The organism is Desulfomonilia bacterium (genome assembly GCA_036567785.1).
GTDB lineage: Bacteria > Desulfobacterota > Desulfomonilia > UBA1062 > UBA1062 > DATCTV01.
In genome coordinates this window covers 131,763-152,618 of the sequence record DATCTV010000034.1, presented here as the reverse complement: position 1 = coordinate 152,618, position 20,856 = coordinate 131,763, and the positions used below count along the sequence as shown (strand labels likewise).

The window sequence follows — 20,856 nt, the reverse complement described above, 5'->3', positions numbered from 1 at the left end:
CTATCGGCAGTACCTGATAATTCTTCAATCATTTTGTACCCGGCGGTTTTTCTGAAACAGAAGAGGGATTACCTGTTATTTAATCGCATGTTCTGTCCCGGGCTCAACCGAGGAAATCCGGCCGTGGTCCATGCACAGGATACGGTTTGCATAAGAGCAGAGGTCATGGTTATGCGTGGCCATGACAATGGTAGCACCGTCCCTGTTCGCCCCTGAGATCAAACCCATGATCGCCAGTTCTGTTTCAGGGTCGAGGTCTCCTGTCGGTTCATCGCAGAGCAGCAGCGAAGGCCTGCTGAACAGGGCCCGTGCAATACCGACACGGCGCTGCTGACCAAGTGAAAGCTCGTGTGCATATGCATGTTCCCTGCCGGCCAGACCGACCCGGTCAAGCATTTCGAATGCCTCTTTCTTCTCTGATCTGTGTCTGCGGAAGAGCGACGGGAGCCTGACATTATCCAGTGCATTGAGCGTTGAAATCATGCTCTGGAACTGAAAGACAAAACCGATGACCGAAGCCCTCATATGTGCCGTTTCGGCATCACTCATGCCGAGAATATCCCGTCCGGCTATTTCTATTCGTCCCGTGTCCGGACGCGTCATACCGGCTATGAGGTTAAGGAGTGTGGTTTTACCGCTTCCGGAATGGCCGATGAGAACAAGGAACTCGCCTTCTTTAACCTCAAGAGAAACGTCATCCACGGCACGGATTTCACCGCCTCCGGAACCATAGAGTTTTGAGACCCCGTTAAGGATTATCATCCCGCCCTCCTGATGGCCTCGTAAGGCTCCATGGCGCTTACTTTAAGTGCCGGGATCATTGCGGCCAGAACTCCCGTGACAACTGCGAGTCCAAAGGAAAGGCCTGCTATGAAAAGAATTTCAAAGACTCCCGGCACCGCAAAGGGGATTTCAAGTCTAAGTGCAATCATACGCTCGAAACCGATCACTATTCCCGTTGAAACGATCAGTCCGAGAGCTGCTCCCAGAACCGAGATCATTAATGCTTCAAGTTGTATCATGCGGAATATAAACAGACGTGTACTGCCCATTGCCCTCATGAGACCTATCTCGCGCTGGCGTTCCCTGACTGCCATCATGAACACGAGTCCGACGAGAAGGACTGTCATGGGCCATATGGCGAAGCTGGCCATTGTCAAGGTCTTAAGTGTCGCGGCCAGATTTTTCTGAACCTTTACCGTGATGTCTGCGGGCTGGATGATAGTGACTTCCGGCACCCGGCTCTCTATTTCATAGGCCGCCTTCCATGCAGGGAGCCCCCCGAATATCTCCGGCTTCAGCTTGATCATGATTGCAGATGTCTGATCAGGGGCGATATCGAGCCGTTTAACTGCCTTTATCCCTGATTCGGCTATCATACGTTTGACTCCCTCGATCGGGATGAAGACGGAATAGTCAAGTCCCATACCGCTTGCATCCAGCGACCCCGCGACATTGAATATCTGACCATAAAATTTGTAGGTCTTTCCGGGCGGAGACTGTAGCGCAGCGCCGACCAGGATGTCTGAAGGGCCGAGTTGTATGTCGCGGTGTCTGCTCAGCCAGGGCCGGACAGTAAAGTCGGTCTTGGGGTCAAATCCGATCAGGAAAACATTCCATGTTGAACAGCAGGTCGCATTTGAGAGAGATTCTATGTAAAGCTGAGGGGATGTCTGTCTGACGAAATCAAAATTACGGATACGCTGTTCGATAGTGGCCGGCATGTAGAAGACCGCTGCTTTTCCCGTCATGTAGGCCTGCACCAGGTCGCTGTCAAGCTGACGGGGGACTGCCACCAGGTCGGCCCCGAGGCGCTCAAGACCCAGTTTGAGACCCTGTCTGCTGGCCCGTTCAATGATCGTGGCCGCCATCTGCATTCCCACAAGACATGCGATGCAAACCGCCAGTATGGCGGTTCGCCATGGGCGTTTGATGAGATTGCCCAGGGCAAGGCTTGCCGTTGTCATTACTTTTTCTTTTTCATCAGCATGATGCCGAAAGAGCCAGCCACCAGTATCAATACTATACCCGCCATTATGAGGGCAGGTTTTGTCCCGAAGACACATGGCATTGTCGGCACCTTGCAGACTCCTGTTATGACTGTCGGGAAGAGTATGAGAAGGACGCCGATCACTGCTGTTGAAACTGCCGAGATAAGTCCGGCAAGGTGCTGTTTGAAAAATAGCGGCAGCAGCCCGGCGCAAATTGTTATAATACCCAGATAAGTAGCGGCTTTAAGGGTGCCGTCACAGCCGTGCATCCGGGGCATAGCCCCGGCAGGCGGTGCATAGCGACCCACTCCGCAGACAGGGAAAAGCTGCCATGGGATAAGTATGACGACCACCCCCAGCAGAATAATTACAAGTGCCCAGATTTGAGACTTCTTCATTTTTACCTCCTTATTCCGCTATCAGGACAATGTCATGTCCTGCGTCCATGGATACATCAACTGATGTGGAACTTGTCCCGCTGACAGTACAGAAATTCTCACCATCAACAATTACGTCCCATGTCCTTGAAGGGTCAAGCTGGGTGATGTTTATCGACGTGCTGCCAGTGCCTTTTCCGGGCATGGTAGATACAATGAGGGCCTCCTTTTCAAAGTCGTATATCGCCCGTTTCAGCAGTATGTTGGGGTAGTCCAGGCCCGTAATCTGCGGAGACTCAAAGTCGCGTTGGGTAAACGGCCTGTTGTGAAGCTTCCAGACTCCGTTCGGCGGGTTAACAGCCGCGAAGGTTATCAGCACGCCCGTAAAGGCCTGCGGCAATTCTGACCATTTCGTCCTGGAAAGGTTCACATAGGTGTCCGGACCCACAGGGTAATGCAGCATCCCGTCGTCATCCAGGGTCGGCTTGTAGAAGTCTTTGCACCAGGCTATGAGTTTGTCCCTCGTGGCAGTGTCTCCTACTTCACCTGCCAGCATGGCGAAGAAGGGTGTGGCGAGCTGGTCGGTCACCATCTCAACCTTCAGGTGGGCGCTGGTGCTGTCTGGTTCAACTACATGCCTTTTTTTCTGATATGGGTAATGGCGCTCTATTATGTCCGGCTGCCAGCCGTGCATGAACACGCCGTTCCATCCGTTCGATATCGAAGCATTTATATTAACGAGCCCGAGCCAGGCAAGAGGAACCGATACAAGAGAAAGTCCGTTGCCCAGGCTGCAGAACTGCTGGGTAATCATAGTCTTCTGCTTGACCAGATAGAAGAAGGCCGTCTCATGCGTAAGAGGATCTACGAACATTTTCTTAAGGAAGAAATCCAGGAAATTGTTGCGGGCTTCTGCCAGCTTAGTACCGTGAACATGGTCATAAAGCATGAAGGAGAGTATCGGGTGTTCGTTACACTCGGAGAAGACAGCGTTTGGCTCGCATTCGATGCTCTGGTGCTGGTTGTACATCATCTGGTCGTACATCACCTTCTGGAGGGAATAGTTGTTGTAGACATATTCTTCTGTATCGCTCCATTTGAAGACTATCGAACCCGGCATGTCCCATTTCATGTCCCTGTAAAGCATTTCGTAGAGACCTATCATCTGACCCAGGTGGCCTGAGTACATGATGTTCTTGTGGCCTACAGGATCGTGTTCTTCGGGATATGGCGTGTTCAGGAGAGGTTCGATGAAATCAACGCCCTTGCTGCGCACGGCCCAGTACTGCCACACCTGCTTCAGGAGCATCTTCTGTATGAGCCTGTCCATGCGGGGCTTTATGTATTCGCGCCAGGCAGGGAGCTTGTGATATTGCTGAAGAGCCAGCATGTATGTAGTAAACGCTATGCTGTAGCGGTATGATGAAATGTAGAATTGATCCTGATCCCAGGATTCGATTTTCGAAAAATCATCCAGGGGATCGTCGCACATTGAGAGGTACCATCTAAACATGCCCATCTCGTCATTCCCGATCTCGAGATAAGAGGCAGGATCCACCGTGGGTACTGCCGGAACTACTCCGGTAAGGCTTTTAATCGAGGAACCGGCCTTGTTCTTTGCAATGACGATGATGTCATAGGAAGAGCCTTTGACAAGATCCGTAAACTGGCAGCCATCCTTGGATACGTCAACAGGCCCCTGTAAAGCACCTGACACAGATAATCCGTCGACTGAGATGGTTCCGGTTGCCCCGATGTAAGCTTCCACTATCGGTTCCGGGTCGCCCGGTGTGGCAAAACTCGGCTTATCAATTGTCGCTGAGCGCGCGCTGCAAGTCTTGAGGCTCAGGTCGTTGAGCTCTGGTGCAACCGCCTTTTTGCATCCCGGCATCATTAAAACAGCCAGGAAAAGGCATATCACGGTGCTGAATGTTTTCATGGAATTCTTTTGCATACCCTTCCTCCTAAGTCTGGACTGAAATCGTCTGTCTATAATTTTTTGTGTGTCCTATTCCGCAACCAATACAATATCATGCTGCGCATCAAGGGGAACATTGATTGAAACAGAACGGACCCCTATATATTCATTCTGAAGAATCCCATCCAGGAAGAGCTTCCATTTCCTGTTATTGTCCAGCTGAGTTACATTGAAAGATGTGCTGCCGCTATGGAGTGCGCCGCCTACTGTGGACATAACAAGAGCCTCCTTTTCAAAGTCGTAGACGGCCCTTGTAAGCAGGACATTGGGGAAGTCGACTTCCGTCACCTGCGGAGATTCGAAATCTCGCTGGATGAACGGCTTGTTGTGGAGTTTCCAGATGCCGCTCGGTGGATTGGCAGCCGTGAATGCCACAAGAACGCCGGTGAAGGCTTGGGGCCATGGCGTCCATGCCATTCTTAGAAGGTTGACGTATGTGTCTTTTCCGACAGGGTAATGCAGCATACCGTCGTCCCATGTCGGTTTGTAGAAGTCCTTGCACCAGGCTATGAGTTTGTCCCTTGTGGCAGTGTCTCCCACTTCACCTGCCAGCATGGCGAAGAGCGGCGTGGCTATCTGATCTGTTATCATCTCTATCTTCAGGTGCGCGGTATTGCTGTCCGGCTCCACCACATGCCTCTTTTTCTGGTAAGGATAATGTCGTTCAATAAGGGCAGGTTCCCAGCCGTGCATGAAGGCCCCGTTCCATCCGTTCGATATCGAGGCATTGGCATTTATCAGCCCCAGCCAGGCCATGGGTACGGATACCAGGGAAAGGCCGTTTCCGAAGCTGCAGAACTCCTGGGTTATCATCGTCTTCTGCTTGACCAGATAGAGGACGGCGGTCTCGTGTGTTATCGGGTTGATGAAATTCTTCTCCAGGAAAAAGTCCAGAAATCGTTTGCGTGCCTCGGCAAGGTTCGTCCCGTGTACATGGTCGTACAGCATGAAGGAGAGTATGGGGTGTTCGTTACACTCGGAAAAGACGGCATTAGGCTCGCATTCGATGCTCTGGTGCTGGTTGTACATCATCTGGTCGTACATGACCTTCTGCAGGGAGTTATTGTCATAGACATACTGCTCTGTCTCGCTCCACTTGAACACGATGGAACCGGGCTCGTCCCATTTCAGGTCCCTGTAGAGCATCTCATAAAGCCCGATCATCTGACCAAGGTGGGCCGAGTACATGATGTTCTTGTGGCCTACCGGATCGCGTTCCTCTGGATACGGCGTATTCAATAACGGCTCCAGAAAACTGACCCCTTTGCTTCTCATGGCCCAGTACTGCCATACCTGCTTCATGAGCATCTTCTGTATGAGCCTGTCCATACGGGGTTTTATGTACTCGCGCCAGGCATTGAGCTTGTGGTACTGCTCGAGTGCGAGCATATAGGTTATGAATGCAATGCTGTATCTGTATGATGAGATGAAGTACTGGTCCTTGTCCCAGGATTCTATCTTGGAGAAGTCGTCCAGGGGATCGTCACACATCGTGAGATACCATCTGAACATACCCATTTCGTCATTCCCGATCTGAAGGTAAGAGGCAGGATCTACATTGGGCACAGCCGGAACCACTCCTGTAAGGTTTTTGATCGAGAAGCCGGCCTTGTTCTTTGCAATTACGATGATGTCATAGGAAGCGCCGGTTGCGAGGCCCATGAATTGGTAGCCGTCTTTGGACACATCGACCGGTCCCTCGGATGCCCCCGAAACAGATGACCCTTCAGCGGTTATCGCCCCGGTCGCCCCGATATATGCCTCTACAGCCGGTGAAGGATAGCCCGGTGTTGCAAAATTCGGCTGACTGATCGTTATGGTACGTGAACTGTATGCCTTGAGGTTCAGGTCGTTGAGGACCGGTGCCACCTCTGGCTTAGATTTGCATCCGGGCATAAGGATTATTAGCATGAAAAGGCATATGGCCAGTCCGGACATTTTGGCATACCCAACATGCATAAATATTCTCATAGTTTGCCAACTCCCGTCAGGTTCTCTATTCCGCTATCAGTACAAAATCGTGCTGAGAATCAAGTGCAACGGATATTGAGACGGAGCTGACCCCTGTATATTCTCCAACACAAACACCGTCCATTAGGAGTCTCCATGACCTGGCAGGATCAAGCTGCGTCACGCTGAATGACGTATTGCCGCTTTTAATGGCTCCGCCATCTGTAGTGATTATGAGCGCCTCCTTCTCGAAGTCATAGATCGCGCGCTTTAGCAGGGCATTGGGGAAGTCAACCCCTGATACTTTGGGGGCGTTGAATTCCCTGTCAGTGAAAGGCCTGTTGACGAGAGACCAGACCCCATTTTTAGAATTTGCCATGGCGACCGCTATCAGTGCGCCAGTGGTTGCGTTACCGTACGGCGTGAACTCACCCGAAGTGTTGATGTTGACAGGCTCTTTTGCCGGGTAGTGAAGCATCCCGTTTTCCCAGACCGGCTTGTAGAAGTCCTTGCACCATTGAATGAGACCGTCTCTGGTGTCGGTATCACCCACCTCGGCGGCCAGCATGGCGAAAAACGGTGTTGCAAGCTGGTTGGTGGCCTGCTCCTTTTTTCCGTCAAGATGCGCGGTCATGCTGTCAGGATCAAGAACATGCAGTTTTTTCTGGTACGGATAATGGCGCTCAATGAAGTCCGGTTGCCAGGCATGCATGAATGTGCCCGTCCAGCCGTCGGCGGCTGCCGCATGCAGAATCAGCTTACCGGCAAGTACCTGGGGAATCGTATAAAGAGAAGCCAGATTCCCGAAATTGGGGTTTTCCTGACTGACGACTATATTCTGCTTAACAAGGTAGTTCACGCAGACCTCGTGAGTCAGAGGATTGATCATCCCGCGTTTGAGGAAAAAGTCCAGGAACAGGTTGCGGGCTTCTGCCAGACTGGTGCCGTGTACATGGTCGTACAGCATGAACGAAATGATCGGGTGCTGGTTGCACTCCGGGAATACCGCATTAGGCTCGCATGCGATTCCGTGATACGGGTTGTTTGCCATCTGGTCGTACATGACCTTCTGCAGCGAGTGGTTGTCATAGACGTACTGTTCGGTGTCGCTCCACTTGAAGATGATCGAACCGGGCTCGCTCCATTTCATGTCGCGGTAGAGCATTTCATAAGAGGCGATCATCATCCCCACGTGGCCGGAATACATAATGTTCTGGTCTGCGACGGGGTCGTGCTGTTCAGGGTATGGCCTGTCCATCTTAGGCTCAAGAAGTTCCACGCCCTGGCTTGTATTGGCCCAGTAGGTCCAGACCTGCCTGTCAAGTATTTTCTGGATCAGCCGGTCCATGCGCGGCTTGATGATCTCTGCGCATGCAGGAAGCTTATGGTACTGCTCAAGAATAAGAAAATAGGTCATGAATGCCAGCGAATACCTGTATGAAGAACCCTCGGTCTGCTTGTCATCATATGACGGAATCTTGCTGAAATCGGAAATGGGATCGTCGGCAAGAGCCAGATACCATCGGAACAAACCCATTTCATCCGTGCCTATGCTCTGATATGAGGCCGGATCGATCTGAGGGATATGAGGCTTGATGCCGGCAAGGCTTTTAACTGAACAGCCGGAAATATTCTTTGCTACAACAATGATATCATAGCTTGACCCTGGGTTCAGGCCTTTAAACTGGTAATTACCTTTTGAGACATCCACCGGCCCTTCGGCTGAACCGCTGACATCTGACCCGTCGACTGATATCTGTCCGGAAGGCCCGATAAAGGCATTGACCGAAGCCTCGGGATAGCCCGCTTTAATGAGCACAGGCTGTGCAAGGGTTATTGTCCTGGAACTGACTGCCTTTACGGAAAGATCATTGAGGACGGGGGCCTGCCATTTGCATCCCGGCAGAATAAGGAACAATACGACCAAACAACCTGGCAGGGTGTAAATCTTCAAATTCAGGTTTTTCATGTTCACTCCTCAAAGATAAAATTAAAAACTGTGGCCTGACTACTGAACCTAAAAAACAGGATCGCTGAAAAGGTATTAATTGTACATTAATATTATATTATTAATTTATATAAAAAGTAAGCAGGAAAAATTAATAAGGCGAACAATGATATTGTTGTCCCACAAGAGCTAATGAGCATTGACATGATACTGCCGTTTATCTTACACCCGATGGATGCAGTTCTCTTTTGTCATCCCCGTATACAACCATGCCGCAACCCTGGCCTCTGTGCTTGACGGATGCATTGAACTCGGTCTGCCGGTCATAGTCGTTGATGACGGATCGACTGACGGGATAACAGAAGTTTTAGCACGGTATGACAATATAACGGTTATCAGGCATGGAAGAAATATCGGCAAAGGTGAGGCTATACGCTCGGGCCTGAAAGAGGCATCTAAAATTGCCGATTTTGCCGTAACGATAGATGCAGACGGGCAGCATGTGCCTGGTGACGCCGTAGGATTGATGGAATCAATACAAGAGGGGGCACGGCCTGTTGTCATAGGCGCCAGAAAAAACATGTTCGATGATGAAAGTATTCCCTGGACAAGCAGATTCGGAAGGAAATTTTCAAACTTCTGGGTAAAACTTTCAGGGGGGCCCGTTCTGACAGATACACAGAGCGGGTTCAGGATTTACCCTGTAAAGGAAATATTGAGCCTTAAAAGCAGGGCCAGCAGGTTTCAGTTTGAGGTGGAAATTCTTGTATTGGCGAACTGGCATAAAATACCGGTCTATGAGGTTCCTGTCAGTGTCGTCTACCCTGAAAACGGAAAGAGGGTTTCTCACTTCAGGCCTTTTGTGGATTTCCTGAGGAACTCTGCAACCTTTACTCGCCTGATTGTCATGAGGCTTGTTTTTCCGCAGGCGACAAGAAAGCGTATGAGTATGTCATGAAATTCCGGGGATACAACATCAATCTTAGGCTTCTGATTTTTACCATCGCAGGGCTTATTTTGATGAGCCTGTGGACCCAGTCTCATTTGAGGATGAGTTCGGACATATTGTCATCAGTGCCGTCTTACGACCCGGTAATATCAGACGCCAAAAAGATATTCGACCGCTACAGGCTTCCGGACAAGGTGGCCGTGGACCTTTGCCTTGAAGGTGTGGCCTTACCTGACAAGGACCTGCTTGCTTCATATGCCTTGCGTCTTGAAAACGAGATGAAGAAATCGGGCCTGTTTGAAAAGATCGGGATAGATGATCCCGGCAGTGCTTTGCCCCGCATATTAAATATGGTTGCGGACAATCTTCCCGGAAGCTTTTCGGCTCAGGATCTCAATGAACGCATATTTCCGCTGATTAACAAGGAGGCAATCAGGAATAGCCTGAATGCCGACATAGAACTCCTGGGCGGATTTGAAGGTATAGGCCAGTCGGATATGATCTCAAAAGACCCGCTGGGGTTGAGGTTTATAATCCTTGAAAGGCTCAGAAATTTCCTGGAGGTAAAAGGATCCTTGGTCTATAAGGGTCAGATATTCAGTTCCGACGGCAGGCACTGCCTTGTTGTCGCCCATACAAGGAATCCCGGTATGGATACTCAGTTTTCAAGACGGATATCCGAGCTTTTCAACAGGATCTCGAATGAATTTGAATCAGATGCTTTAAGGAACAGGACGCCTAAAATAAAGCTCAATGCGATAGGCTCTTACCGCTCTGCCATGGATAATGAAAAAACCGCAAAAAGAGATGTAATATTCGCTGCCATAGTATCAACTCTTGGCATAGCCTTTATCCTGATTACTTGCTTTCCGAGACCCTATATCGGGCTGCTTTCCTTTTTCCCCGGCGCGGCTGGCACAACCGCCGCCATGTTTGTCCTGTCCATCATCAGGCCCGAAATGTCGCTTCTGGCCCTTGGCTTTGGCGGAGCGATTCTTTCATTTACCGTGGACAGCGGGATATCCTTTTTCCTTTTTCTGGACAGGACTTCCATGACATCAGGCAAAGAGACCTCGCATGAGATACGCTCGGTGGAACTCATGGCCATGTTCACGACTGCCGGGGCATTTCTGGCGCTTGTCTTCAGCGGATTCAGGATCATGGCCGATGTCGGCATGTTTGCCGCACTCGGAGCCGTATTTACATTTGTATTTGTCCATACCCTGCAGCCGCGAATATTCATAAGCATGCCGCCTGCGAAAAGAAGCGCCCTGCTGCCTGTTGAGAAGATCGCTGAATTTCTGAGCCTCAAGCCGGGATGGACCGGATTTATCCTGGCCGCAGTCTTCGGCATCACCATGGCCGCTCTTGCAAAACCGGTCTTCAACGCCGATTTGAACAGGATGAATGCGGTCGGTCCTGTAACCATAAAGGCTGAAGAGACATTCAAATCCGTCTGGGGGGATGTCTTCAGCAGGATATATTTTCTGTCCGAAGGGGATTCCATCGAAGGCCTGAGAAACATATCCGACAGGATGTCGCTTTTCTTCAAAGAGCAGGTTGGAAAGAAAACCCTGGCTTCATCCTTTACACTCTCCGATATTATTCCTTCGTCATATCTTTCGAGCTTAAACCTTCAGGACTGGAAAGACTTCTGGAACAAAGACAGGGTAAAAGCACTGAAATCAGAGATAATCCCGGCCTCAGAAGAATACGGTTTTAATGCAGATGCATTTGAGCCGTTCATGGAACTACTTGAGAATCCCGTAATAACAGGGACGGACCTTACTGTCGGTTCATATGAATTCCTGGGACTTTTCACGGAGGATCCGGGGAAAAAATACCTGCTGATCAGCACCGCCATGCCAGGACCTGACTATAAGGCCCAGCCTGTTTTCGATGAAATCCATAGTAAAAATCTCGGCAGCATGCTTGATTATGGTCTTTTCACCCAGAGGCTGTCCGGCCTTGTGCACGGGATATTCATGAAAACGCTCATCACGGCGGGAAGTGCGCTCGCACTTCTGCTTCTCTTTTATTACCTCGACATAACCCTTGCTTTCCTGACTCTTTTGCCGGTGGCGTTTTCCCTTATCTGCACATTCGGCACGTTTACCCTGATAGGCCATCCTATTGATATCCCGGGGCTGATGCTGGCGGTGGTAGTGCTTGGTCTGGGAATAGTGTTTTCAATATATATTGTGAGGATGCAACAGCGTTACATCGATGAGAAACACCCTTCGATGAAAACAATAAGGGCGTCGGTCCTTATGGCGGCAGCGGCAATTCTGACGGGGTTTTCAGTCCTTGCCCTGGCCAGACATCCCCTGTTGTCGAGCGCCGGCCTTTCTGCGACACTGGGCATATTGTATACATATGCCGGGACATGCCTTCTTCTGCCCCCTCTTTTAAAGCGTGTATTCAGACAGATTCCATTCCCTGCCGCGAAGGACATCCAGCCGGGATCTCCTGAACATATAAAACTGGTAATGTCCCGCTTCAGACACCTGGAAGTCTATGCCCGCATGTTTGCCAGGTTCAAGATGAAGTTCGACCCGATGTTTCCTAAGCTCGCCGGTTTCATGAAAAGTACCGGTACGGTTCTGGACATAGGCTGCGGATATGGCGTTCAGGGTGTATGGCTGAAAACCCTGTTCCCCGGCATGAGGATTTGCGCTCTGGACCCTGACAGGGAGCGCATCAGGATTGCTGGCAGAGTTCTAGGCGATGATGATGAGGTTCATGTTTCAACTGCGCAGGCGTTTGACTCGTATCCCGAAACCATAGACACGGCGCTTATGCTTGACATGATACATTATATCCCCGAGACGGATCTTAAGAAAATCCTCCTGGAAATAAAATCAAGGCTTGCTGCTGACGGGAGACTCATTCTGCGGGTGACGATACCATCGGAAAAGAAAGTCCCGTGGGAAAGATGGCTTGAAATCCTGAGAAACAAGGTTGCAAGGAACGCCATATGGCTGCGTTCGAAGGAAGATATTTCTTTCATGCTCCAAGAGACCGGTTATAAACTCGTACTCAGTGAAGCTACTGCACAGCAAAGAGAAGAAACATGGTTTGTGGCTGAGCCCGTGAGCGGGCGGGATTTCCTTACATGAAGGTATTATTTTATAAAATCATGCATTTTCTCGCAGGCACCAGGACCGGGATATACATTGCGGAAATTCTCACATGGTTCATCACAACATGCTATTTTCTTATGCCAAGACCGCAGGTCAGATTGAGCATGAAATTTTACCGTGCACTCTTTCCCGGCAGGTCAGGGTTTTATTACCTTTTATGCGCATGGCGTCAGTTTCATCATTTTTCAACAGTATTCACCGACAGGCTCATAGTCGAGGCAACAGGGGCATTCCCCTGTGAGAGTATAGGATGGGAGCATATATATAATGCCCATCAAAGCGGAAAAAGGGGCATTCTTCTAATGTCTCATATAGGCAACTGGGAACTTGCAGCCAGAAAGCTTTCCGATTTAGGGATAAATGTGGCGCTCTTCGTTGGCTCAAAGCAGGCGCAGAAGATTGAAACACAGATGAAAACTGAAATTTCGGGCAAGGGCATAAAGATCATTTCTGTTGACGAGAACGAGAGTGCACCTCTTAACGTGTTTGAAGTACTTCGATATCTTAAAAACGAGGGCTTTGTTTCAATGACAGGGGACAGGGTCTGGAGCGACAGTCAGAAATCAATGAAACTTGAATTTTTAGATCATATGGTAAGGCTTCCATATTCGCCGTTCGCACTTGCATATACGCTTCAGGTTCCGCTCTTCGTTTTTTTCATAATCAGGACAGGCCGGGCAAAATACCGGATCGAATATAACCAGCCCATTTTTCTCGATTCAATAAACCGGTCAAATAAGGAAAAGGTCATACAAGAGGCGGCGGTGAAGTATCTTAAAATGTATGAGGACGTGGTACGCAGACATCCCGAGCACTGGTACTGCTTCGAGCCTTTCCTCATTGAAAAGGCTGGAAATGAATAGCGGAAAAATCCCTCGAATATTTTTTATCGGGATTGCAGCCATTATTACATCCATCATTGTCTCAATGATCAGTCCTGTTTATGCCCTGATTCCGCTTTCCTTGTTCGTCATTGTTTCCATGGCATCGCCTTTTTTTCCAGAGTGGCAGATGTTCCTGCCTTGTATCACGAGGGGTGCACCGGGTTCTCACGGGGTAGCTCTCACATTCGATGACGGCCCTGATCCCGCAAGCACCCCGTCTGTCATCGAGATGTTAAGAAAACAAGGGATTAAGGCCCATTTTTTTATTGTCGGCAAAAAAGCAGCCGCTCATCCGGAACTGATAAAACTTATACTTGATAACGGCCATACGCTGGGAAACCACACCATGAACCATGACACGTTAATTATGCTGAAAACTTCTGCCAGGCTGAATAATGAGATTGCATCCTGTCAGGATGTGCTTAAAGGGTTCGGTATAACTGCATATACGTTCAGGCCACCTGCAGGTATTGTCAATCCGAAACTGGAGCCTATTCTTTCCCGTCTTGGCCTTTTTTGTGTGATGTTCGGCATAAGGGGGTATGATTTCGGCAACCGCCGAATCGGCAATATAGGCCGTAATATTTTAAAAGGCGCCAGGGATGGCGGCATCATCATGCTTCATGACAGGGCGCCCTCAGGAGGCGTGTCTGTTTCGGAACTTATCGCACAGATGGAGGAGACAATTACGGGCATAAGGAAAAAGGGGCTTGATTTTTTATCCCTTGATAAGCTTACTGGCAAGAAAGTGATGGAGGAATTATGACAGAAATAGCGCTTGTTACAGGAGGAGGCCGGGGCATAGGCAGGGCGATATCAATGGAGCTTGCGGCAAAGGGATATTATGTCATCATAAACTACCACTCGCGGAAGGATGCGGCGGAAGCTGCGCTTGCTGAAATAAAAGAGTCGGGAGGAGACGGCGAAACAGTGCAGTTCGATGTCGCAAACGGTGATGAAACAGCTGCTGCCATAAAAGACCTTCTGGACAGGCACAAATACATAAAGGTACTTATAAACAATGCAGGAATTACCAGTGACGGCCTCTTCCCGATGACATCGAGGCAGAGCTGGGAAAACGTCATAGACACATCTCTCAGGGGTTTTTACAACGTCACAAAGCCGGTTCTCAGAAGCATGATCCGGCAGAAAAATGGTAATATAATAGCCATTGCATCCATCTCCGGTATTATCGGTAATGCCGGGCAGGTCAATTATTCCGCAGCCAAAGCGGGACTGATCGGAGCCTGCAAGGCTCTTGCAAAGGAGATGGCAAAGCTGGGCATAAGGGTAAACGCCGTGGCGCCCGGTCTCATCGAAACAGAAATGATAAAGGATCTGCCCATTGAGGCTGTTGTCCAGCACATTCCGATGGGCCGTGTGGGGAAACCGGAAGAGGTTGCAAAAGCCGTCGGATTTTTATGCTCCGATGATGCATCGTATATAACGGGGCAGGTTCTCTCTGTTAACGGGGGCATGATTTGATGAGGCATGCTTCAAAGGCCTTTGTCCTGTTTCTATTTTTCATTTCGTTTGTCCTTTCCGGGTGGACGCTGAGCTGGGAATCTATCGAAAAGAACATGTCTCAGGTAAAGTCCATATCAGGAGCCTTCACACAGAAAAAGGACATCAGGATACTGAGCAGGCCCCTCATCAGCAAAGGACGGCTTTATTACCTATCTCCCGATTCGATCAGGTGGGAATACACAGAGCCTGTAAAGAGCATTCTCCTTGTAGACAAGGGCAATGTAAAACGCTTCATCTTCAAGGAAGGAAGCTTCGTTGAAGATTCCAGCGCAAGACTCGAAGCCGTCCGCATTGTTGTAGGCCAGATTACCGAGTGGTTTGCCGGCAAATTCAATAATAACAAGGATTTCAGGGCGGATATTATTGAAGGCAAGGTGGAGCTGACCCCTCAAAATGCAACAATCAAAGGTTTTATCAAAAAAGTTGTAATCACTTTTTCAAAAGATGCGGGCGTAATTTCGGCTATCGAGATTATAGAGGTTCAGGGAGCAACGACATACCTGGAGTTCGATAACACAGAGATCAACAAACCTTTGCCTGATGGCATATTCACTAAAGTTAGATGAAAAAAGCCGTTTTGTTTGTATTGCCTCTCTGCTGCATGCTTCTTCAATGTGCACACAGGGAACAAGTTACAGAAATAGAAATAAATCCCGGAACGGAAAAAGAGTGTCTGTCGGTTTTTCCGGCAAAACCATTCCGGGCTGTTCATAAAATCGAGGCAGATCTTCCTTTCGGCGGTTATCAGACGTTTATAGGGGTGACGGAAATTTATCCTGATACCGGCTTCATTAAAGTGGTTCTATTGTCTCCAGAAGGCATTACGCTTCTGGATGCAGAATCTACAGGCCAGGAAATAAAGATTAATTCGGGGATGCCTCCTCTTAACAGAAAGGATTTTGCGTCAGGGCTTGCAGATGATATCCGTTTTCTTTTCATTAAGCCTGACGGAAATATAAAAAGAGCTTCAAATAATGAGGATGGCTCCTGTTATTGTCTTTGGGAAAAAATGGATATGAGGAAGGAATTTCAAAAAGAAAAGGAAAAAACCGTTATCAGGGAATTAAAAGGGCATTCAAAGATCATCAGGCAGGCCATCCTTATGCCGCCTGTAATAGACGGCCTGTTTTCAAAGATGACGCTTCAAATAAAAGGTGTCAGCGGATACACACTGAGCTTTGAACTGATTCAGACAGAAGACACCGGCAACCGATAAAGATTCAAGACCGCCGGTGTCAGATGTTCAAGTAAACGTATTATTTGACTTTCTTGAAGCTCATCGGGGTAGGTTTTGTCTGACCGGGGTCACGGGAGCTGTAGTAATTACCATATAGTTCATTGTTATTCTTCAGTTCAAGCTTGGCTGTGTAATCTACTTTGGCCCCGTTATAAAGGACTATATAAACAGTTTTTCCGGACATGATACCTTTAATTACATAAGAGCTGATATTGCCTGTTATGATGTTTCCAGTCTGGGTCCATTCACCCTGTCCCCAGCTCATGAAGGAGTCGGTCTCATTAAGTGCGTCTTTCCAGGTTCCCGTAATATTCGCTGTTGCATTTACTCCGGCTGCTTTTGTAGTGAGCCAGGAGTCGATATCTGTAACCTGAAGGGTGCTGGCGCATGATATGATAAAGAATGCCGGGACAACAAACATAATTAACATTAGTTTTTTCATAAGCAGGTCTCCTTTCTTTATCTTTTTTTCACAAACTATAATGCTGTTTAAAAAAATTTAATCAAGTCTTTTTTCCCTTGAAATGTATTGCCTGACGTTTTTTCTGTGGCCGGCGAAAATCAGCAGAATGGTTGCTGCTGTTATGGCTGTGAAAAGTGGATTGAACTGAAAATGCAACGATAAGCCGATTCCCATCAGGGTAATTATGACAAAAGAAGGTATGAAAGTAATTTTTACAAGTTTGTATATCAAAGGCCAGAGCAGGGTTACGATTATTCCCCAGACAGGTATTATGAACAGGACAAAACCCATATAATTGGCCACGCCTTTGCCGCCTTTAAAACCATGGAAGCAGGGATATCTGTTTCCGAGCACAAGAAAAAAACCTGCAAGTGCAATTTCCTGAGCAGGAAGCAATTTAAGCGCTGCTATGGATACCAGTCCTGCACGGCTGATATCGAGGACAAGAACCAGCGCCGCCCAGAAAGGCCCTGCTATCCTGTAGACATTTGTTGTCCCGGGATTACCTGAAAACTTCATTCTGGGGTCATCAAGTCCGAGCAGCCTGAAAATGATTACAGTAAAATTTATCGAACCGAGAAGATAAGAACAGAGAAGGATACACGCTGAAAAAAAAATTACCTTCATGGATTGTATACTTGAATGACGGATGTACCATATGTGGTGTCGTTGATAAAAACACGGCCTTCAAATACACCATAGTTGTCCATATCCAGCATTCTCTTGCATGAAATAAAAACAGGGCTGTCTAGAGGCAGACAGGTAAGGCCTATCCCGGCACTGCGAATACCCACAAGAAACCCTGCTCCACCCATCATTTTTTCATTGCGTCTGCACCAGCCCACGTATGCGCTGGTTGTCTGTGCAATAAGCTCGATAATCACCAGTGGATCAATACCCTCGTGCCTCTGAAAGGGCCAGGTAAGTTTCGGGACGGCAATGGCTTTGCAGCTGTTCTCGTCCGATTCAAGAATATCTTCTATCAGTTTCATCCGGCCCCTGTGGGGCATGTAGGATTCGATGTCCATATTCATGATTTCAAGTTCCCGACAGGTCCGTCTGTCTCGATAAATCCTGAACTGATAAGGTTTCCATTGCTGGTAATATCAAAGGAAGCGGATTTTGAACCGTGTCCTTTTTCCCATGTTATTTTCACATTCAGGAGTTCATTTTCATGGACAAGCTGTCTGAAACGGATGCGCCTGAGGCCTGTTATATTGATGACCGGATTTGCTTTGCTGATAAGCTCCTTTATCATGCAGAGCATCGATACTCCTGGCAGGACGGGTTCATCGGGGAAATGTCCTTCAAACCATAAAGAATCTGCCGGTATATTGAATTGCCCGGTAATGCCGTCTTTGTTCAATTCAAAGCCGAGCAGGGTATGCCAGGGTAATTCCGCCATTTTTTACCGGGTTTGAAGTTTTTTCAGGATAAATTCGACAACATCGCTGACAGTACGGATGTGTTTGAGTTCTTCTCCCTCTATTTCCATATTGAGTCTTGCTTCAAGCATTCCTATCATATCGAGAGCGTCAATGCTGTCCAGCCCCAGGTCATCCTTGAGGAGAGCCTCCATTATTATTTTATCCTCCGGAATTTCAAACTGGCTGATGAAATATTCTTTGATGATATCAAATATTTCCTTTTTTTCCATGTCTTCTCCTGCGCTGGACTTGAATAACAATTGAGCAATTATTTACAATGCAAGTGTACACACTGTCAAACTGATTAAAAGAGGTTACCGGCCGCCGGAAAAGGACAGGGCAAACTTCTTTGAAATAATGACATGTATAATTAATACCGGTTCTGGTCTTTGTACCCTGGTGCTGTATGTGATATTAAAAGCATTAATATAAAACTATTAAATCGGAGGTGGTCATGAAAGTTCTGGCGATCAGTTCAAGCCCTAGGGGCGGAGGTCAAAGCAAGACCGAAATGCTGCTCGAGCCTCTTGTCCAGGGAATGAGAGACGCCTCTGCCGATGTCGAGGTCGTGTATCTCAGGAACAGAAAAATTCATAACTGCATCGGCTGTTATACATGCTGGACGAAAACCCCGGGCAAATGTATCCACAAAGACGATATGACCGCTGAGCTGTTCCCGAAATATATTAGCTCCGACATCGTTATTTTTGCTTCTCCCCTTTATTTTTACTCGGTCACGGCCGGAATGAAGACGTTCATTGACCGCACGCTTCCTATGGCCGAACCTTTCATGATAGAAAAAAACGGCAGATCTACCCACCCTCTGAGGTGCAATATCCCAATGGTCGTGGCCCTTTCGGTTGCGGGATTTCCCGATCCGGGTATTTTTGACCAGCTTTCTTCCTGGCTTAGATATATCTACAAAAAAGACCTGATCGCTGAAATTTACAGGCCTGGCGCCGAAACGCTCGCCTCTTCCGCATTCGGAAAAATAAAGGCGGATATTTTTGATGCATTGAAAGAGGCGGGCCGGGAGATAATTCTAAATAAGTCGGTATCCGAGGGAATAATGAAAAGGATCACGCAGCCTCTTATCGACAAAGAGACATTCCAGCTCCTTGCCAACATGTGGTGGAAGACCTGCATAAAGGAAGGCGTGACAGTAAAGGAAGCCGCGGAAAAGAAACTTATCCCCAGGGCGGAAAATATCCCGGAATTTCTGGCCATCATGCGAATAGCCTTCAAACCTGAATCAGCGGCTGGTGTTAAGGCTGATATTCAGTTCATATTCACCGGCGAAGCTAAAAGGGAATGCATGCTGCATATTGAAAACGGCACACTTGAGACCTCGGAAGACATCGCTTTTATCAAACCTGATCTCATCGTCAGTACACCTTTTGAACTGTGGATGGATATAATGTTCGGGAAGGTGGACGGAGGGACGGCATTCATCGAGGGAAAATACAAAGCCGAGGGTAATCTCGATATGCTGATGAATTTTTCCAGATATTTTGGTGCGGAATCCTGATAATGCTTCAGATTTTAAAATTGATGGGCACTGTCATATCAATTTTTTCACTGTCCGTGTGGAGCAGAAATAATGACAGACTTTAAGGTCCTGACACCGGACCTGATTATTAATTCTGCCGAAAAAGCTGTCGGCAAGAGGTTTACCGGCCTCCTGATACAGCACCCGAGCTATATCAACCGTGTCTATGAATTGCAGGCAATGGATACGGAGCGCTTTGTGATAAAATTCTACCGCCCCGGCAGGTGGAGCAGGGAGGCTATAGAAGAAGAGCATGCCTTTATCGCCGACTGCGATGCCGGTGAAATCCCTGTTGTGGCGCCCATTAAGCTCTCTAACGGATCGACTCTTATGAATATCGAAGGCATCAACCTTGCAGTATTTCCCAAAAAGGGCGGGAGGATGTTCGAGATAAATAACGATGAAGACTGGGTCAGGGTCGGGAGTATTATAGGCAGGATACATGCCGTAGGCGCAAAAAAAGATGCGCCTCACAGGGTAAGGCTCCATCCCGGCATATCCACACGGGCGGATATAGAATTTCTGCTTGAAGGCGGATTCATTCACCCCGAGTTGAGAGACGCATTCAAGGAGCTTTGCTTTCAGATTCTGGATGAAATTACCGGGCTCTTTGGCGGCGTAGAATATATACGTATTCACGGTGACTGCCACAGGGGAAACCTGATTGAAAGGCCCGGCGAAGGACTCATGGTGATCGACCTTGACGACATGATGACAGGGCCACCCGTGCATGACCTTTGGCTGATGCTGCCTGATCACTATACAAGGGCGAAGCGTGAAATCGATCTCATAATGAGCGGTTATGAAGAATTCAGGGAATTCGACTATTCGACGCTTAAGCTCATCGAGCCTCTGCGCTTCATGCGTATAATCTATTATCTGGCCTGGTGCGCCCGCCAGGGTGACGACCTTGACTTCAAACGCGACCATCCGGACTGGGGCAACGAAAATTTCTGGGCGAAGGAGCTCATTGACCTGCGCAACCAGTTTCAGATCATTATGGAGCATAAGGAGGAGTGGAACCGTGAGCATGGCAATATGTTGCCGGATGATGATGGCGATGATGGTTTTTATTATTAATAAGGAGGAGATAAAATGAAAATTGAAACAGAAAAAGGCATAATAACTGAAAATGCAACAAAAGAAGATTTGGAAAAATTATTCATTAACGATGGTTTTAAGGAATTTGTTATTCTTTTCAATCATGATAATTATTTTGTTCAGACATCAAAAATAAAAAATGATTCGTTCGTTGTAGAATATTGCTGCAGAAATGATGATGGTAATGATGTTCAATTTCAGAGTGTGAATAAATTGAATAGAACAGAAGTGCTCGCAGTTTTTGTCAAATATCTTAAAGGTGATGATTCCTGGAAGAATATGTATCAATGGGAAAAAGAGAACTTAAAACCCTGGTGGAAGTTCTGGTAGAA

21 protein-coding genes are annotated in these 20,856 nt (G+C 48.1%); 10 read left to right on the top strand and 11 right to left on the bottom strand.

Features of this window, described 5'->3' with window-relative positions; translation table 11 throughout:
* Positions 1-75 precede the first annotated feature (75 nt).
* From VIS94_09020 to VIS94_08995, 6 genes are read right to left on the bottom strand one after another with little or no spacing between them, the layout of a single operon-like run.
* Complete coding sequence (locus tag VIS94_09020; protein HEY9161214.1) at positions 76-762, bottom strand: ABC transporter ATP-binding protein; 687 nt, start codon at positions 760-762, stop codon at positions 76-78.
* The gene (locus VIS94_09015; protein ID HEY9161213.1) at positions 759-1,967 is read right to left on the bottom strand and encodes an FtsX-like permease family protein; all 1,209 of its coding nucleotides are present in this window, start codon (positions 1,965-1,967) and stop codon (positions 759-761) included. The genes VIS94_09020 and VIS94_09015 overlap by 4 nt, the downstream gene beginning before the upstream one ends.
* Positions 1,967-2,389: a DUF4418 family protein gene (locus VIS94_09010; protein HEY9161212.1), complete on the bottom strand. Its 423-nt coding sequence runs from the start codon at positions 2,387-2,389 to the stop codon at positions 1,967-1,969. Before VIS94_09010 ends, VIS94_09015 begins: the two co-directional genes overlap by 1 nt.
* A 10-nt stretch (positions 2,390-2,399) precedes the next feature.
* On the bottom strand, positions 2,400-4,322 hold the full coding sequence (locus tag VIS94_09005) for a hypothetical protein (protein ID HEY9161211.1): 1,923 nt from the start codon (positions 4,320-4,322) through the stop codon (positions 2,400-2,402).
* Between the two features lie 54 nt (positions 4,323-4,376).
* A complete protein-coding gene (locus VIS94_09000) occupies positions 4,377-6,305 on the bottom strand; it encodes a hypothetical protein (protein HEY9161210.1) in 1,929 nt (642 codons plus the stop codon).
* Positions 6,306-6,342: 37 nt separating this feature from the next.
* Positions 6,343-8,265, bottom strand: coding sequence for a hypothetical protein (locus VIS94_08995; protein ID HEY9161209.1), 1,923 nt, complete (start codon positions 8,263-8,265; stop codon positions 6,343-6,345).
* A gap of 214 nt (positions 8,266-8,479) precedes the next feature.
* Between VIS94_08995 and VIS94_08990 the strand changes: the two genes are divergently transcribed.
* Genes VIS94_08990 through VIS94_08960 form a run of 7 tightly spaced genes read left to right on the top strand, consistent with a single transcriptional unit; the run spans position 8,480 to position 15,963 of the window.
* Entirely contained in the window at positions 8,480-9,202 is a 723-nt protein-coding gene (locus VIS94_08990; protein ID HEY9161208.1) for a glycosyltransferase family 2 protein, read from the top strand.
* Positions 9,199-12,312 (top strand): methyltransferase domain-containing protein, encoded by a 3,114-nt coding sequence (locus VIS94_08985; GenBank protein ID HEY9161207.1) that lies wholly within the window; start codon positions 9,199-9,201, stop codon positions 12,310-12,312. The genes VIS94_08990 and VIS94_08985 overlap by 4 nt, the downstream gene beginning before the upstream one ends.
* Positions 12,309-13,199 carry a lysophospholipid acyltransferase family protein gene (locus tag VIS94_08980; GenBank protein ID HEY9161206.1) on the top strand — a complete coding sequence of 297 codons (891 nt, stop codon included), beginning with the start codon at positions 12,309-12,311 and terminating at the stop codon, positions 13,197-13,199. The genes VIS94_08985 and VIS94_08980 overlap by 4 nt, the downstream gene beginning before the upstream one ends.
* The gene (locus tag VIS94_08975; GenBank protein ID HEY9161205.1) at positions 13,192-13,986 is read left to right on the top strand and encodes a polysaccharide deacetylase family protein; all 795 of its coding nucleotides are present in this window, start codon (positions 13,192-13,194) and stop codon (positions 13,984-13,986) included. Before VIS94_08980 ends, VIS94_08975 begins: the two co-directional genes overlap by 8 nt.
* Complete coding sequence (gene fabG, locus VIS94_08970) at positions 13,983-14,705, top strand: 3-oxoacyl-ACP reductase FabG (GenBank protein HEY9161204.1); 723 nt, start codon at positions 13,983-13,985, stop codon at positions 14,703-14,705. The genes VIS94_08975 and fabG overlap by 4 nt, the downstream gene beginning before the upstream one ends.
* Positions 14,705-15,313 (top strand): outer membrane lipoprotein carrier protein LolA, encoded by a 609-nt coding sequence (locus VIS94_08965; protein ID HEY9161203.1) that lies wholly within the window; start codon positions 14,705-14,707, stop codon positions 15,311-15,313. The genes fabG and VIS94_08965 overlap by 1 nt, the downstream gene beginning before the upstream one ends.
* The gene (locus VIS94_08960) at positions 15,310-15,963 is read left to right on the top strand and encodes a hypothetical protein (protein ID HEY9161202.1); all 654 of its coding nucleotides are present in this window, start codon (positions 15,310-15,312) and stop codon (positions 15,961-15,963) included. Before VIS94_08965 ends, VIS94_08960 begins: the two co-directional genes overlap by 4 nt.
* Positions 15,964-16,003: 40 nt before the next feature.
* Here VIS94_08960 and VIS94_08955 read toward each other — a convergent pair whose 3' ends face one another.
* From VIS94_08955 to VIS94_08935, 5 genes are read right to left on the bottom strand one after another with little or no spacing between them, the layout of a single operon-like run.
* Positions 16,004-16,426, bottom strand: coding sequence for a hypothetical protein (locus tag VIS94_08955; protein HEY9161201.1), 423 nt, complete (start codon positions 16,424-16,426; stop codon positions 16,004-16,006).
* Between the two features lie 57 nt (positions 16,427-16,483).
* Positions 16,484-17,074: a glycerol-3-phosphate acyltransferase gene (locus VIS94_08950; protein HEY9161200.1), complete on the bottom strand. Its 591-nt coding sequence runs from the start codon at positions 17,072-17,074 to the stop codon at positions 16,484-16,486.
* Positions 17,071-17,481, bottom strand: a complete 411-nt coding sequence (locus VIS94_08945; protein HEY9161199.1) for a hypothetical protein — start codon at positions 17,479-17,481, stop codon at positions 17,071-17,073. The genes VIS94_08950 and VIS94_08945 overlap by 4 nt, the downstream gene beginning before the upstream one ends.
* The gene (locus VIS94_08940; protein HEY9161198.1) at positions 17,478-17,852 is read right to left on the bottom strand and encodes a hypothetical protein; all 375 of its coding nucleotides are present in this window, start codon (positions 17,850-17,852) and stop codon (positions 17,478-17,480) included. The genes VIS94_08945 and VIS94_08940 overlap by 4 nt, the downstream gene beginning before the upstream one ends.
* A gap of 3 nt (positions 17,853-17,855) precedes the next feature.
* The gene (locus VIS94_08935; protein ID HEY9161197.1) at positions 17,856-18,104 is read right to left on the bottom strand and encodes an acyl carrier protein; all 249 of its coding nucleotides are present in this window, start codon (positions 18,102-18,104) and stop codon (positions 17,856-17,858) included.
* A 224-nt stretch (positions 18,105-18,328) separates the two neighbouring features.
* On the opposite strand from VIS94_08935, the gene VIS94_08930 reads away from it, so the two are divergent.
* From VIS94_08930 to VIS94_08920, 3 genes are all read left to right on the top strand, one after another.
* Complete coding sequence (locus tag VIS94_08930) at positions 18,329-19,402, top strand: NAD(P)H-dependent oxidoreductase (protein HEY9161196.1); 1,074 nt, start codon at positions 18,329-18,331, stop codon at positions 19,400-19,402.
* 72 nt (positions 19,403-19,474) lie between these two features.
* Positions 19,475-20,503: a serine/threonine protein kinase gene (locus tag VIS94_08925; GenBank protein HEY9161195.1), complete on the top strand. Its 1,029-nt coding sequence runs from the start codon at positions 19,475-19,477 to the stop codon at positions 20,501-20,503.
* A 15-nt stretch (positions 20,504-20,518) separates the two neighbouring features.
* A complete protein-coding gene (locus VIS94_08920) occupies positions 20,519-20,854 on the top strand; it encodes a hypothetical protein (protein ID HEY9161194.1) in 336 nt (111 codons plus the stop codon).
* Positions 20,855-20,856: the final 2 nt, after the last annotated feature.

Excerpts from the sequence above, each read along its gene's own strand:
- VIS94_08940 (HEY9161198.1), bottom strand. The coding sequence starts at position 17,852 with ATGGCGGAATTACCCTGGCATACCCTGCTCGGCTTTGAATTGAACAAA.
- VIS94_08975 (HEY9161205.1), top strand. The coding sequence starts at position 13,192 with ATGAATAGCGGAAAAATCCCTCGAATATTTTTTATCGGGATTGCAGCC.
- fabG (HEY9161204.1), top strand. The coding sequence starts at position 13,983 with ATGACAGAAATAGCGCTTGTTACAGGAGGAGGCCGGGGCATAGGCAGG.
- VIS94_08985 (HEY9161207.1), top strand. The coding sequence starts at position 9,199 with ATGAAATTCCGGGGATACAACATCAATCTTAGGCTTCTGATTTTTACC.
- VIS94_08950 (HEY9161200.1), bottom strand. The coding sequence starts at position 17,074 with ATGAAGGTAATTTTTTTTTCAGCGTGTATCCTTCTCTGTTCTTATCTT.
- VIS94_08935 (HEY9161197.1), bottom strand. The coding sequence starts at position 18,104 with ATGGAAAAAAAGGAAATATTTGATATCATCAAAGAATATTTCATCAGC.
- VIS94_08960 (HEY9161202.1), top strand. The coding sequence starts at position 15,310 with ATGAAAAAAGCCGTTTTGTTTGTATTGCCTCTCTGCTGCATGCTTCTT.
- VIS94_09020 (HEY9161214.1), bottom strand. The coding sequence starts at position 762 with ATGATAATCCTTAACGGGGTCTCAAAACTCTATGGTTCCGGAGGCGGT.
- VIS94_09005 (HEY9161211.1), bottom strand. The coding sequence starts at position 4,322 with ATGCAAAAGAATTCCATGAAAACATTCAGCACCGTGATATGCCTTTTC.
- VIS94_08990 (HEY9161208.1), top strand. The coding sequence starts at position 8,480 with ATGCAGTTCTCTTTTGTCATCCCCGTATACAACCATGCCGCAACCCTG.
- VIS94_09015 (HEY9161213.1), bottom strand. The coding sequence starts at position 1,967 with ATGACAACGGCAAGCCTTGCCCTGGGCAATCTCATCAAACGCCCATGG.
- VIS94_08945 (HEY9161199.1), bottom strand. The coding sequence starts at position 17,481 with ATGAATATGGACATCGAATCCTACATGCCCCACAGGGGCCGGATGAAA.
- VIS94_08930 (HEY9161196.1), top strand. The coding sequence starts at position 18,329 with ATGAAAGTTCTGGCGATCAGTTCAAGCCCTAGGGGCGGAGGTCAAAGC.
- VIS94_08920 (HEY9161194.1), top strand. The coding sequence starts at position 20,519 with ATGAAAATTGAAACAGAAAAAGGCATAATAACTGAAAATGCAACAAAA.
- VIS94_08995 (HEY9161209.1), bottom strand. The coding sequence starts at position 8,265 with ATGAAAAACCTGAATTTGAAGATTTACACCCTGCCAGGTTGTTTGGTC.
- VIS94_09000 (HEY9161210.1), bottom strand. The coding sequence starts at position 6,305 with ATGCATGTTGGGTATGCCAAAATGTCCGGACTGGCCATATGCCTTTTC.
- VIS94_08980 (HEY9161206.1), top strand. The coding sequence starts at position 12,309 with ATGAAGGTATTATTTTATAAAATCATGCATTTTCTCGCAGGCACCAGG.
- VIS94_08955 (HEY9161201.1), bottom strand. The coding sequence starts at position 16,426 with ATGAAAAAACTAATGTTAATTATGTTTGTTGTCCCGGCATTCTTTATC.
- VIS94_08925 (HEY9161195.1), top strand. The coding sequence starts at position 19,475 with ATGACAGACTTTAAGGTCCTGACACCGGACCTGATTATTAATTCTGCC.
- VIS94_09010 (HEY9161212.1), bottom strand. The coding sequence starts at position 2,389 with ATGAAGAAGTCTCAAATCTGGGCACTTGTAATTATTCTGCTGGGGGTG.
- VIS94_08965 (HEY9161203.1), top strand. The coding sequence starts at position 14,705 with ATGAGGCATGCTTCAAAGGCCTTTGTCCTGTTTCTATTTTTCATTTCG.